The 12,304-nt window shown below is 59.1% G+C and carries 12 protein-coding genes; 9 read left to right on the forward strand and 3 right to left on the reverse strand.

What is annotated here, in order from left to right:
* The first annotated feature begins 10 nt into the window (after window positions 1-10).
* The 5 genes from QMZ18_RS05300 to QMZ18_RS05320 all read left to right on the forward strand — a co-directional run bounded on the left by QMZ18_RS05300 (window position 11) and on the right by QMZ18_RS05320 (window position 7,641).
* A complete protein-coding gene (locus QMZ18_RS05300; RefSeq protein WP_282605181.1) occupies window positions 11-964 on the forward strand; it encodes an ABC transporter substrate-binding protein in 954 nt (317 codons plus the stop codon).
* A 192-nt stretch (window positions 965-1,156) separates the two neighbouring features.
* Complete coding sequence (locus tag QMZ18_RS05305) at window positions 1,157-2,212, forward strand: glycine betaine/L-proline ABC transporter ATP-binding protein (RefSeq protein ID WP_282605182.1); 1,056 nt, start codon at window positions 1,157-1,159, stop codon at window positions 2,210-2,212.
* Window positions 2,212-4,224, forward strand: coding sequence for a proline/glycine betaine ABC transporter permease (locus QMZ18_RS05310; protein ID WP_282605183.1), 2,013 nt, complete (start codon window positions 2,212-2,214; stop codon window positions 4,222-4,224). Before QMZ18_RS05305 ends, QMZ18_RS05310 begins: the two co-directional genes overlap by 1 nt.
* Before the next feature lie 35 nt (window positions 4,225-4,259).
* Window positions 4,260-5,159 carry a choline kinase family protein gene (locus QMZ18_RS05315; protein WP_282605184.1) on the forward strand — a complete coding sequence of 300 codons (900 nt, stop codon included), beginning with the start codon at window positions 4,260-4,262 and terminating at the stop codon, window positions 5,157-5,159.
* Window positions 5,160-5,175: 16 nt separating this feature from the next.
* A complete protein-coding gene (locus QMZ18_RS05320) occupies window positions 5,176-7,641 on the forward strand; it encodes an FAD-dependent oxidoreductase (RefSeq protein WP_282605185.1) in 2,466 nt (821 codons plus the stop codon).
* Here the strand turns inward: QMZ18_RS05320 and QMZ18_RS05325 are convergent.
* Window positions 7,631-7,954: a hypothetical protein gene (locus tag QMZ18_RS05325; protein WP_282605186.1), complete on the reverse strand. Its 324-nt coding sequence runs from the start codon at window positions 7,952-7,954 to the stop codon at window positions 7,631-7,633. The genes QMZ18_RS05320 and QMZ18_RS05325 overlap by 11 nt on opposite strands.
* Before the next feature lie 107 nt (window positions 7,955-8,061).
* Between QMZ18_RS05325 and QMZ18_RS05330 the strand changes: the two genes are divergently transcribed.
* Window positions 8,062-8,346 (forward strand): cytoplasmic protein, encoded by a 285-nt coding sequence (locus QMZ18_RS05330; protein ID WP_282605187.1) that lies wholly within the window; start codon window positions 8,062-8,064, stop codon window positions 8,344-8,346.
* On the opposite strand, the gene QMZ18_RS05335 is transcribed toward QMZ18_RS05330, so the two are convergent.
* Together QMZ18_RS05335 and QMZ18_RS05340 are read right to left on the reverse strand one after the other, a co-directional pair.
* The gene (locus QMZ18_RS05335; protein WP_282605188.1) at window positions 8,318-9,247 is read right to left on the reverse strand and encodes a hypothetical protein; all 930 of its coding nucleotides are present in this window, start codon (window positions 9,245-9,247) and stop codon (window positions 8,318-8,320) included. The two genes, QMZ18_RS05330 and QMZ18_RS05335, sit on opposite strands and share 29 nt — an antisense overlap.
* A gap of 106 nt (window positions 9,248-9,353) precedes the next feature.
* The gene (locus QMZ18_RS05340; RefSeq protein ID WP_282605189.1) at window positions 9,354-10,019 is read right to left on the reverse strand and encodes a hypothetical protein; all 666 of its coding nucleotides are present in this window, start codon (window positions 10,017-10,019) and stop codon (window positions 9,354-9,356) included.
* Window positions 10,020-10,191: 172 nt separating this feature from the next.
* On the opposite strand from QMZ18_RS05340, the gene QMZ18_RS05345 reads away from it, so the two are divergent.
* From QMZ18_RS05345 to QMZ18_RS05355, 3 genes are all read left to right on the forward strand, one after another.
* Window positions 10,192-10,536, forward strand: a complete 345-nt coding sequence (locus QMZ18_RS05345) for a hypothetical protein (protein WP_282605190.1) — start codon at window positions 10,192-10,194, stop codon at window positions 10,534-10,536.
* Between the two features lie 313 nt (window positions 10,537-10,849).
* On the forward strand, window positions 10,850-11,140 hold the full coding sequence (locus QMZ18_RS05350; protein WP_282605191.1) for a hypothetical protein: 291 nt from the start codon (window positions 10,850-10,852) through the stop codon (window positions 11,138-11,140).
* Window positions 11,141-11,353: 213 nt separating this feature from the next.
* Entirely contained in the window at window positions 11,354-12,025 is a 672-nt protein-coding gene (locus QMZ18_RS05355; RefSeq protein WP_282605192.1) for a hypothetical protein, read from the forward strand.
* Window positions 12,026-12,304 lie beyond the last annotated feature (279 nt).

The following is a 12,304-nucleotide window of genomic DNA, read 5'->3' on the forward strand; positions in this document are numbered from 1 at the left end:
AGTTCCAAGGATGAAACGAGGATTGTCACTGATTGCAGCCCTTTCGGCTGCCACCTATCTGAGTGCGGCTGTGCCCGCGGCCACGGCGGCGGAGAATCAGGATCCGATCAAGCTGACCCTGCATGACTGGACCGGTCAGTTGCTGACCACCAAAATCATGGGCGAAGTGCTGAAAAAGGGCGGCTACAACGTCGAATACGTCCAGGCGGACTACATTGCCCAGTTTGCTGGCCTGAAGACCGGAGATCTGCATGTCGCCATGGAGATCTGGGAAACCACCGGCCGCGAGGCGATGGATGAGGCCGTCGCCACCGGGTCCGTTGAAAACCTTGGTGAAACCGGAATGCAGGCCATCGAGGAGTGGTGGTATCCCTCGTACATGAAAGAGGTTTGCCCTGGTTTGCCGGACTGGAAGGCCCTGAACGACTGCGCCGAAGAGTTCGCCTCGCCGGAAACCGCACCGAAGGGCCGGTATCTGGGTGGTCCCGTGACCTGGGGTGGATTTGACGACGAGCGGGTCGAGGCCCTGGAGATGGATTTCGAGGTGGTGCACGCAGGCACCGACGCGGCGTTGTTTGCCGAACTGGAATCCGCCTATCAGCGCAAGGCGCCGGTTTTGCTGTGGGTCTACGCACCGCATTGGGCGCCGGTTAAATATGACGGCGAATGGGTTGAGTTTCCTGCCTTTTCCGCGGAGTGCTACAGCGATCCTTCGGTTGGTGAGAACCCGGACCTGGCTTACGATTGCGGGAAGCCGCGCGGGCCGATCTGGAAAGTTTCCTGGTCCGGCGTAAAGGACAAGTGGCCCGGTGCGCATAAAGCCATCAAGGCTTTCCATATTGAGAACGACGAAATGGGCGCCATGGTCACCAAGGTCGATCTGGACGGTAAGGATCTGGATGGCGTCGTCGCCGAGTGGGTCGCCGCCAATGAAAAGCGGTGGAGTGGCTGGATTTCCAAATAGTTAGCTCTGCTGAGAGTGAATGGAAGGCGGGACCTCCTGCCTTCCGTTCAACGCAATCAAGAGGCTGATTCAATCAAGTTGAGCGCGGTTCGCGTTCTTGACCGTCTTCGTTGAGAACGACCGCACTCCGGGGTGCGCTTTGGGTATAATTCGATCCGCTGAACAAGCCTTTCGGTGGGTCACGAGGTCTCTATGGATAAGCCGGTAAAGCTCGCCTGTCGGTCGGTCTGGAAACTCTACGGACCCGATGCCGAGAACTTTCTGACATACAAAAGTCACAGCGATCAGGCAAAAAACCCGACCAGCGAAGAAATCCGCGATGCCGGTCTGATCGGCGCGGTGCGGGCGGCGGATGTCGAAATCCACGAGGGCGAGATCTTCGTCATCATGGGGCTGTCCGGTTCGGGCAAATCGACTCTCGTGAGGTGCCTTTCGCGCCTGATCGAACCGACCGCCGGCGAGGTGCTGTTCGAGGGCCGCGACCTGTTGAGCATGGCCGAGCGCGAGCTGATCGAGGTGCGCCGCCGCAAGATGGGCATGGTGTTCCAGCAGTTCGCGTTGCTGCCCCATCTGACCGTTCTGCAGAACGTGGCCTTTCCGCTGGAGGTTCAGGGCACGGCTCAGGGCGAGCGCGAAACGCGGGCGCGGGAGGTGATCGAGCTGGTCGGCCTGAAAGGGCGGGAGAGCTATTTCCCGCGCGAACTGTCAGGCGGCCAGCAGCAACGGGTCGGCATCGCGCGTTCGCTGGCGGTGGAGCCCGACCTCTGGTTTCTGGACGAGCCCTTCTCGGCGCTCGATCCGCTGATCCGGCGCGAGATGCAGGACGAGTTCCTGCGGCTGCAGTCGATGTTGCACAAGACCATCGTTTTCATCACCCACGACTTCGACGAAGCGATCCGGCTGGCCGACCGCATCGCCATTATGCAGGACGGCGAGATCATCCAGACCGCGACGCCAGAGGAGCTGGTGCTGCACCCGGCCACGGAGTATGTCGCCGAATTCACCCGCCATATTCCACGCGCCAAAATCCTGACCGCGCGCAGCGTCATGCTGCCCATCGCGAACAGCGGCAGCGTGGCGCCGGAAAACTGCGCGGGCGAGGTCAGGGCCGGCGACCGTATCGAGGATATCGCCGATCCCATCGAAGCCGCGGCGGCCCCGTTCCGCGTGGTGGAAGACGGCGAGGTCATCGGCACCATCGACCGGCGGGCGGTGGTCGACGTGCTGGTCGGGCGGGGAGCGGACTGATGAGCCGCCCGGGTGAGAGAAATCTATGGAAGGGACCGGCGCTCTGGTGGGCGCTCTTCGCGGTCACCTGGGTCCTTTCGAGTTACAGCCGCGATCTCTCCAAGGCGCTGGAGGCGCGTTGGATCGTCAAGTACCCGGCGGGCTGGCGTCTGCCCCTGAAGCGCGATATCAGCGACGCCATGAAGTGGCTGGTCGAGGACGCCAGCTTCGGCCTCTTCAGCTTCAAGGACTTCACCCGCGGCATCGCCTGGGTGATCGAGGTGCCCTATGACTTCGTGCGCGCCGCGGTGATAGACGGTTTCGTCGTCGGTGTGGGCAGCGAGGCCAGCCAGATCGCGCCCTCGCTGAGCTGGATCGCGGTGATCGCCGTAGTCGTCGCCATCGGCCATACCGCAAAGAGCTGGAGCCTCGCGGCGCTGGTCGGCGGCTGCTTTCTCTATCTCGCGATCTTCGGTCAGTGGGACAGCGCCATGGTCACCCTGGCCTCGGTTCTGATCTCCGTGCCTATCGGCGTGGCAGGCGGGCTGCTGCTCGGGATCGGCGCCTACCGCTGGCCGGCCTTCGACAAGATCCTGCGGCCGATCCTGGACCTCATGCAGACGGTGCCGGTCTTCGCCTATCTAGTGCCGATCCTATTCCTCTTCGGCTTCGGGCCGGTAGCGGCGCTCGTGGCGACCATCATCTACGCCATGCCACCGATGGTGCGGGTGACCACTCTGGCGCTGCGGGGCGTGCCCACCGAGATCCGCGAGTTCGGTACCATGGTCGGCTGCACCCGGCGGCAGATGATGTGGAAGGTCCTGGTGCCTTCCGCCGCGCCGGGCCTGATGGTCGGGGTCAACCAGGTGATCATGCTGTCGCTCAACATGGTGATCATCGCCTCCATGATCGGCGCGGGCGGGCTGGGCTTCGAGGTGTTGTCCTCACTGCGGAGACTGGATATCGGCGCCGGGCTGGAGGCGGGCATCGCCATTGTGGTCATGGCCATCGCGCTGGACCGCCTGAGCCAGGCCTTCGCGGCCCGTCCGGCGAAAGTCCACAGTGAGGATGCCGGCGGCGAGAGCCTCGTCAAACGCCACCCCTGGACCAGCTCCGTTCTTGCCGTCGCGGTCGTCACCGGGCTGGCCGGTCTGGTCCTGCCCGCTTTTCAGAGCTACCCGGCCAGCCTGACCCTGACCACCGGTCCTTTCTGGGCGGATCTGGTGGAGTTCATCAACGTGAATTTCTTCGATCAGTTCGAGGCCGTGAAAACTTTCATGCTCACCTGGCTGCTGCTGCCGGTGAAGCGCTTCCTGCTGGGCATTCCCTGGCCCTGGGGCATCGCCATAGTGACCCTGGCGGGCTGGAAGTTCGGCGGTTGGCGGCTGGCCCTGCTGGCTGGCGGGCTCGCGCTTTTCATAGCGGCCAACGGCCTCTGGGCCAAGGCCATGATCACGCTGTACCTCTGCGGGGTGTCGGTCCTGCTGGCCTCGATCATCGGGATTCCCCTGGGCGTCCTGGCCGCGGAGAACGCCCGGGCCAACAAGGTTATTTCCGCGGTCATCGACACCCTGCAGACTCTGCCGAGCTTCGTCTATCTCATCCCCGTCGTGATGTTGTTCCGGGTCGGTGATTTCTCGGCCATGATCGCGGTGGTGCTCTATGCGCTGGCGCCCGCGGTGCGCTACGCCGCCCACGGTATCCGCAGTATCGAACCGCAACTGATCGAGGCGGGCATCGTCGCGGGCTGCACGCGCTGGCAGCTCCTGCGCAAGATCAAGCTGCCCCTGGCCCTGCCGGAGATCCTGCTGGGTCTCAACCAGACCATCATGCTGGCGCTTTCCATGCTGGTGATCACGGCCCTCGTCGGGACCCGGGACCTGGGACAGGAGGTCTACATCGCGTTGACCAAGGCTGACAGCGGGCGCGGCATCATCGCCGGGCTGTCGGTCGCGGCCATCGCCATCATTGTCGACCGCATTCTGGCGGCCAGCGCGCGCAACGCCCGTGCGCGGCTCGGTTTGGAAGCTTGAGGCCTGGGAAGGCTAGGAGAGGAGACAGGACGCCCATGGACGCAAACAACACTGCTCTGGTTCGCGCGCGCGATCTGCCGATTTGGAAAGGGCAGGTCACACCGGAGCCTCTCGCGGGCGGCATCACCAACGTCAACTTCGTCGTCGAGGACGCGGGCAAACGCTACGTGGTGCGCATCGGCGACGACATCATCGTGCACCAGGTCATGCGCTTCAACGAGCTGTCGGCCAGCCGCGCCGCCCATGCCGCCGGCTTGTCCCCGGCGGTGGTTCATCACGAGCCGGGCGTGCTGGTGATCGACTATATCGATTCGACGCCCCTGGACGAGGCGGCGGTGCGCGACCCGGCGATGCTGGAGCGGATCGTGCCGCTGATCCGGCGCTGTCACCGTCAAATTCCAGAACACCTGCGCGGTCCGGCGCTGATGTTCTGGGTCTTCCATGTGCTGCGCGACTATGCGGCGGCTTTGAGGGAAGGCGGCTCGGCGCATGTCGTGAAGCTTTCCGATTTGATGGTGCGCGCGGACCGGCTCGAGGCGGCGGTGGGACGGATCGACGTGGTCTTCGGGCACAACGACCTGCTGCCGTCGAACCTGCTAGATGCGAAACTACCGGATGGCGGGGAGCGGCTGTGGCTGATCGACTGGGACTACGCGGGCTTCAATTCTCCCCTGTTCGATCTGGGCGGTCTGGCCTCCAACAACGGCTTGTCCGAGGCGCAGGAGCGCTGGCTGCTGGAGACCTACTTCGAGACGCCGCTGCAGGACGAGCTCTGGCAGCGCTATCAGGCCATGAAGTGCGCGTCCCTCCTTCGCGAAACCATGTGGTCCATGGTCTCCGAAATCCATTCTGAACTCGACTTCGATTACGCCGCCTATACCGCCGAAAATCTTTCGCGGTTCGAGGCGGCGTTCGAAGACTTTGTAAATATCTGAGGTATGAGGCAGTAGCATGAGTTCTTTTGACTCGCGTTCCTTTCCAGGCAGCGCCAAGGCAGTCATCATCGGCGGCGGCATCGTCGGCTGTTCGACCGCCTATCACCTGGCCAAGCTGGGCTGGAGTGAGGTGGTCCTGCTGGAGCGCAAGAAGCTGACCTCGGGCACCACCTTCCACGCCGCCGGGCTGGTGGGGCAGCTGCGGTCCTCCGCCAACATCACCCAGTTGCTGGGGGAATCCGTCGCGCTCTACAAGCGGCTGGAGGAGGAGACCGGGCTGGCGACCGGCTGGAAGATGAACGGCGGCCTGCGCCTGGCCTGTAACGAGGAACGCTGGACTGAGGTCAAGCGCCAGGCCACCACTGCCCATTCCTTCGGTCTGGATATGCAGCTGCTGACGCCGAGGGAGGCGCAGGAGCTCTGGCCCTTGATGACCACCGAGGATCTGGTCGGCGCGGCCTTCCTGCCGACCGACGGACAGGCCAACCCCTCCGACATCACCCAGGCTTTGGCGAAGGGCGCGCGCATGGCCGGCACCAGCATCTTCGAGGACACCAAGGTGCTCTCCGTCGATGTTGAGGACGGCAGGATCAAGGGTGTAGAAACCGATAAGGGGCGCATCGACTGCGAGGTGGTAATCTGCTGCGCCGGGCAGTGGACGCGGTCTTTCGCGGCCACGGTCGGGGTCAACGTGCCGCTGGTCTCGGTCGAGCATCAGTACATGATCACCGAAGCCATCGAGGGCGTGCCGTCCGATCTGCCGACCCTGCGCGACCCGGACCGCCTGACCTACTACAAGGAGGAGGTCGGCGGGTTGGTGATGGGCGGTTATGAGCCCAACGGCATTCCCTGGGCGCAGGACGGTATTCCCGAGGACTTTCACTACAGCCTGCTGACCTCCGACTACGATCACTTCGAGCAACTGATGGAGCTGGCGCTCGGGCGGGTGCCGGCGCTGGAGACGGCGGGCATCAAGGAACTGGTCAACGGCCCCGAGAGCTTCACCCCGGACGGAAATTTCATTCTGGGCGAAGCGCCGGAGCTGCGGAATTTCTACGTCGGCGCGGGTTTTAATGCCTTCGGCATCGCGGCGGGCGGCGGCGCGGGCATGGCGCTGGCGGAGTGGGTGAACAAGGGCGAGCCGCCCTTCGATCTCTGGGCCGCCGACATCCGCCGCTTCGGGCAGCCGCACTTCGACACCGACTGGGTGCGGTCGCGCACGCTGGAGGCCTATGGCAAGCACTACACCATGGCCTGGCCGCACGAGGAACACGCCAGCGGCCGGCCCTGCCGCAAGTCGCCGCTTTATGACCGTCTGGCCGCCAAGGGCGCCTGCTTCGGCGAAAAGCTGGGCTGGGAGCGCCCCAACTGGTACGCGGACCCCGTAGCCGGGGAGGCGCCAAAAGATATCTATAGCTTTGGTCGTCAGAACTGGTTCGGCGCGGTGGCGCGGGAGCATAAGGCGGCGCGGGAGGGGGCGGTGCTGTTCGACCAGACTTCCTTCGCCAAGTTCATGCTGAAAGGCCCGGACGCCGAAGCCGCGCTGAGCTGGATCGCCGCCAACGACGTGGCTAAGCCGGTGGGGGCGCTGGTTTATACACAGATGCTCAATGACAAGGGCGGGATCGAGTGCGACCTGACCGTCGCCCGCGTCGCTGAGGACGAATATTACATCGTCACCGGCACCGGCTTCGCGACTCACGACTTCGACTGGATCCGGCGGAACATTCCCGAAGGACTCAACGCGGAACTCTTCGACGTGACCGCCCACAACTCGGTGCTGTCCCTGATGGGGCCGAAGGCGCGGGACATTCTGAGCCGCGTGACGGACGACGACATCTCAAACGCGGGTTTCCCCTTCGGCCGCATGAAGACGATCCAGATTTCGGGTGCACCTGTGCGGGCGCTGCGCGTCACCTACGTGGGTGAGTTGGGTTGGGAACTCCACCTGCCGACAGGTCAGGCTGCTGCGATTTACGATGCGCTGATTGAAGCGGGCGCGGATGACGGCCTGCGCGACGCCGGCTACCGCGCGATCGAAAGCCTGCGCCTGGAAAAAGGCTACCGCGCCTGGGGTTCCGACATCGGCCCGGACCACACGCCGGACGAGGCGGGTCTGGGCTGGGCGGTGAAGCTGAAGAAGAACATCGACTTCAAGGGCCGCGCGGCGGTGGAGGCGCAGCGCAGCGGCGGCGTGAAGAAGATGCTGGCGTGTTTTACTGTCGAGGACCCGGATGTGGTGCTGCTGGGGCGGGAGACGATTTACCGGGATGGCCAGCGCGTCGGCTGGCTGACCTCAGCGGGCTACGGGCATACGTTGGGGGTTTCGATTGGGTACGGTTATGTGCGGAATCCGGAGGGCGTGGACCGGAAATTTGTGCTCTCGGGGGAGTACGAGCTGGAGGTCGCGACGGAGCGAGTCAAGTGCGCGGTGGGGATGAAGCCGCTGTATGATCCGGGGATGGTTAGGGTTAAGGGGTAGGTTTGTTCGATGCGAAAGCGTTTAGTTGTTTGATGAACTCGGCGAGGCTGGGTTTCCAGGATCGTGATATGCGCGCGAAGTAGAGGGAAACCTTGTAAGACTCTGCCAAGTCGCAGCCGTAACTCTCTTCTATCGGAAGCCTTCGCAGGTCGTCCAACCCGTCAAAATTCAACGCGAGGCGATTTGAGCCGTCGGGTCTTGCGATAATCCAAACTGCGCAAATACGGTAGTCATCGCCCGGCAGCTCCTCGACAACGCGCCAATGGCCTCGCTCCAACGCGTTGCGCAGATCCTTCAGATGCTGTTCGGACATGCTTCAGGCCGGTTTCTTGTGGTTGCGGATTGAGTTGAAGTGCGTAAGCTTGCCCTACTCAAAGCGTATTTCGAGTGACGGCCATAAACTAGGGTAGTATCATTCGAATGGTAAAGGCTTCAGATCTGCCGGAAGCTCATTGGCTGCATGCCGCACACAAAAGGTCGATCCGCCATCGCCAGGAAATTGAAGATAGCAAACAGTGTGGTTGTTTTTATTGCAAGCGGATCTTTCAGCCTGAAGAAATCGAAGAGTGGACCGATAAATCTGGGCTTGTTTCAGAACAAACTGCGCTTTGTCCTCACTGCAGTATCGATAGTGTGATCGGCGATGCATCTGGCTTCGATATCACCGAAACTTTCCTTAAGGAAATGAACAAGGCTTGGTTTTAAGGGGTGGACCATACATTGTCTTATGCGGCGTCCTCCAGCTCTCCATACCCAGATTTGGAACTGATCCCATATACAATTGCGATATAGCCTTTGCTATACCCGGTAGCTCGGTTCTGTCTTTTTCGAACTCCGCAAAAAACTTGATGGCCAAGACGGCGCTGCTGCTTGGACCGGTATAGAGCGCAGGCGGCCACATGTTGGGTTGGCGAGCTAGCTTTTCACCAATTCGTTTCTCTTCCTTCAGCAAAATTCTGATCCCCAAGCCAAAGAGCTGACTGGCAATGTTGAAGAGATGATAAACCTCGATATCGTGCTCAGAAATATTGTGTGGGGTGTAACGTCCCCTTGCCTTCGCCAAATTGCGAACGGCGTCAAGATCTGCTGGCGGTGCGCTGATATCGATAGCTTCGGCCTGCGTTTCAGCGAGCAATGCCATGGTCGACTCGGCAATCATCTTCAGGCTGTCCCGCTGTGATTTTAGCTGAGCGAGATAAACCGGCAGCAGCTCTTCTTCCGCGAGCGTCATCGCCTGCAGGGTCATGTCTTCCCAGCCTTTGCGGCCCATGTGATTGTCGGAGACGTTTTTGCTCAGCTTGTTTTGGGCTCTCAGCTGGAATTTCAGCGTGTGATTATCGTTAAAACGTGAACCCATGTGCAAAGGGTACTGAAGAAGTCTCGGTCTGATCAGTGAGAACGTCAGGCAGAAGCAATGGGTGTAGGTATAATTTGCCTTGAAAGGTCCTCGACTCGATCGTCTCACGTAATTGTAGGAGACATAGAGACCCATTCGCAAAGGCCTGATGAATTCGCCCGCGCCGCCTCGAATGAGCTTGTTGTTGGTGTATTCCGGATGGATCTGCTGCGCGAGTTTCAGAATGGAGCTACGGGATGCTTCAGTCATAAGCCCAGAGATTGCCTGTTTGATCTAAAGAAGCTTCCGGGCGAGCAGTGCATTCCAGAAAATCTGTCGGCAGCTTTGAGCTTATCGCTTAGTTCGTATAGGCGCGTCAGATCTCATATTCATCATTCCACCGGCATTGTAGACCAGGCATCAAGCGACGGAGCCGCTCGAAGTTTGCTTTCGGTGCGAAGCGGGCGCAGTGCAATTCGAGCAGTTGCGGGCATTCTGCCAGATAGCTCAGGTCTTTATCTGTCAATTGAACAGACGTCATGAAGAGGGACTCCAGGGCTTTTAGTCCGCGCAGAGGCGCCAGGGAATCGATCTTTTGCTTTGTCCACATCGAGCCCTCAATACCGATGCGCTGGAGGTGATGGGCATTCGAGAGGAAGTCGAGGGATTGAAGGTGCTTTGCATTCACGACATACAAACCTGTCAAACCGGAGAGCTCCGCTAAAAGATGGAAATCCGTTGCGCGTCTGAGACCGTCAATCTGGAGAACGCGCAGTCCATGAAGCTTTTTGAGCGATGCCAGATTCTCAGCGGTAACCGTCTCGATAGAGAGGTACTCCAGGTTCCCCAATTCGCAGATTTCTTCGAAGAAAGCCTGGTTCACCATGTTGGCCTTCAGTTTTCGCAAGGAGGAGAAGCGAGCAATCCCGCGATGGGAATTTTCCTCTCGATAAAAAAGCGCCCGTTCAGCATTGGGGGCGATATCTTCAAGCTCCGTAACGAACCTATGCAGCTCGGGCCAATTCTCAACATCTCGTGGCATTTAAACAAAACTCCGCCGTGTGCGATCGGTGCAAGGTTCGACTTTACGCAAGTTTGCCGCCACTTCACTACGCTCTGTTGCGGCAACTTGCACAAATTCAACCCCGGTAGCTATGCAAAGATGATAGATATGATAAAGCGCCGAATAACGTATCAGGACTGGCTGAAGCAGCATGGAAGACGACAACGAAACTTGGATTATTGATGCCGGTGATGTGGTCATTGAAAGGCGCGCCGAAGTTGGAATGGCCGCTCTTCAGCCGCTCGAGCAGCTCATCTATTGCTTGTGGGTCGCCGACTACGGCATGAGGAATGCTGGCGATCTGGAGGCGGCGGCGGATCTTTATGCCCCTTTCCAGGAAGAAGTCGAAGGATTGTCAAAAGATCTCGGCCTGCCTTTGGCGCACGCCGCATTCGAGCTCTCGCGCAGTGAGCTTGAACGGCAATATTTCGAGCTGTTTGAAGGTATTTGCAACGAGATCCGTACCGCCCAATCAGCAAAGATGTTTGGCGAGTGAAGTTCTCAAATGAAAGCGCCTCAAATCAGGTTTGATTTTGTCCACCTGCGTTGATGCACTGTGCAAAAATTGAAGCCTGACTTAATTTTCAGAATTTCTGCGATACTCGAAAATCGCCGCTGCATCACAGCTCTGGGGAACACCATACAATTCATCAAACAGCTCACTGTTCTTGTCATCACGGTCGTATTTCTTTCATCCTGTTCCGAAAATGGTCCGCCTGTTGTAGGGGCCAGCGGTGTTCCGAGTCAGGAAGAAATCCAAGCGGCAAGCCTGGCAAAACCTGCGGTCGCTCTTGGGGGCAACATGACTTATGCGATACAGAATTCCGAAGGGAAACATCTGGGCTTTTTTGCTTATGGCAGGAGACGCCAAGACCGGCGACTGCATCTTTCGTTCTCTGCCGGCAGAATCGGAACTGTTCGATACGGAAGAGACAAAACGCCTCTATGAAATGCAGCTTTTGGGTGAGTTTTCCTACGCAGTCGTTGGCGACAGCGTGACGTTCAAGCATCCCCAATATCTGCGCGATGTCTCAATGACAGATGGCGTTCTCAAAGCGGGTGATATTGAGTTCCGGATGGAACGGGCGAAGACGTCCTAGTGCGGAGCTTCCGATAATCCCTGGGCGGTTCCGCGTATTGACCGTGGAGGGCGCTCGTACTACTCTTGATTGCTGAAAACAAGTGGATTCCCGCAATCTTGCTTTCTCTTTCTATGTGCCTGCAACAGTTTGGATATCAATTCGCCAGGCACAGGTTTGAGCGGGACACTGCGCAATAAGTTCCTTTCAGAAACAGAAACTATGGAGGCGACAATGGCGAGCATAGCTGAATTTCTGGAACTACTTTCTGAAGATACTGAGAAAGCATTTAGAACGTATTTTTTCAACATAGATGGCAGTCTCGACGGAGACGAAATGGTTCTGCAAGAATGCCGTCGCCAAAAAGTATGCTTTGAGTTCCAAGAGCCAAACAAAATTGTAATGCGCGCCCCAGGCGGCAAAGAAGCCAAGTACGGAAACGAGATTTGGTACTTGCCATGGATGCGAAGCGGTACCTCCAAAGCGCATTTGGATGGGAGCGGTCCGCCGTTTTTTTCAACGTCTCAGCTGGATGGTTGCAGGTTCACGATCAGATATCACAACGATAGCCGGACAAGAGTTACCGTCCTTCATGTGGCTGGTGACGTTCCTGGCGGATCGAAGCAGCGAGATGGAATGGAAACCAAGGCGGGTTTGAAGGCCAGCCCACATCCAAGGCGGACACGCCGGTACTCCGTATCAAGGGGCGCGAAAAGTGCTACTGAGAAAGTTGGCGAAGACTTTAAGCTAAGATATGACGGCAACAAGGCTTCGGTTTTTGGTTTCAGGGACTGCGGCGGAGTATGGCACTTCTACGCGCAGCAAATGATGAAGTACCCGGATGAAGCCGACCGGCCTCCCCTCGGACGCGCGGGAAAAGGAATAAGGGAGTTAAGCGCGGGCTAGAGTGCGATCGCTCTTAACGGGAACAGCTGACAATTTGAGTCACTCTCCAAATGTATAGGAAGTAGAGACTGATCGTTTTAACTGGGTTGAGGATCAGGCCTGCGTCGAGGGTCAGGTTCTAAACTATGCATTCCTTGGTGCCCGCCCGATTTTCGCGGATTTCGTTTGATTACGTTGCAAAGCGAACAGGAACAGGCTGCGGCGGACTTTCTCAGAAGCAGCCCGCAAGAGTAAAATCAAGCAGGATCGCATTCCCCCGCATTATCCAAAGATAGGCAG

The organism is Pelagibius sp. Alg239-R121 (assembly GCF_947331435.1).
Classification (GTDB): Bacteria; Pseudomonadota; Alphaproteobacteria; order Kiloniellales; family Kiloniellaceae; genus Denitrobaculum.

Bases quoted from the DNA above. Each gene is read 5' to 3' on its own strand.
- QMZ18_RS05300 (WP_282605181.1), top strand. From the start codon at position 11: ATGAAACGAGGATTGTCACTGATTGCAGCCCTTTCGGCTGCCACCTAT.
- QMZ18_RS05305 (WP_282605182.1), top strand. From the start codon at position 1,157: ATGGATAAGCCGGTAAAGCTCGCCTGTCGGTCGGTCTGGAAACTCTAC.
- QMZ18_RS05310 (WP_282605183.1), top strand. From the start codon at position 2,212: ATGAGCCGCCCGGGTGAGAGAAATCTATGGAAGGGACCGGCGCTCTGG.
- QMZ18_RS05315 (WP_282605184.1), top strand. From the start codon at position 4,260: ATGGACGCAAACAACACTGCTCTGGTTCGCGCGCGCGATCTGCCGATT.
- QMZ18_RS05320 (WP_282605185.1), top strand. From the start codon at position 5,176: ATGAGTTCTTTTGACTCGCGTTCCTTTCCAGGCAGCGCCAAGGCAGTC.
- QMZ18_RS05325 (WP_282605186.1), bottom strand. From the start codon at position 7,954: ATGTCCGAACAGCATCTGAAGGATCTGCGCAACGCGTTGGAGCGAGGC.
- QMZ18_RS05330 (WP_282605187.1), top strand. From the start codon at position 8,062: ATGGTAAAGGCTTCAGATCTGCCGGAAGCTCATTGGCTGCATGCCGCA.
- QMZ18_RS05335 (WP_282605188.1), bottom strand. From the start codon at position 9,247: ATGACTGAAGCATCCCGTAGCTCCATTCTGAAACTCGCGCAGCAGATC.
- QMZ18_RS05340 (WP_282605189.1), bottom strand. From the start codon at position 10,019: ATGCCACGAGATGTTGAGAATTGGCCCGAGCTGCATAGGTTCGTTACG.
- QMZ18_RS05345 (WP_282605190.1), top strand. From the start codon at position 10,192: ATGGAAGACGACAACGAAACTTGGATTATTGATGCCGGTGATGTGGTC.
- QMZ18_RS05350 (WP_282605191.1), top strand. From the start codon at position 10,850: ATGCGATACAGAATTCCGAAGGGAAACATCTGGGCTTTTTTGCTTATG.
- QMZ18_RS05355 (WP_282605192.1), top strand. From the start codon at position 11,354: ATGGCGAGCATAGCTGAATTTCTGGAACTACTTTCTGAAGATACTGAG.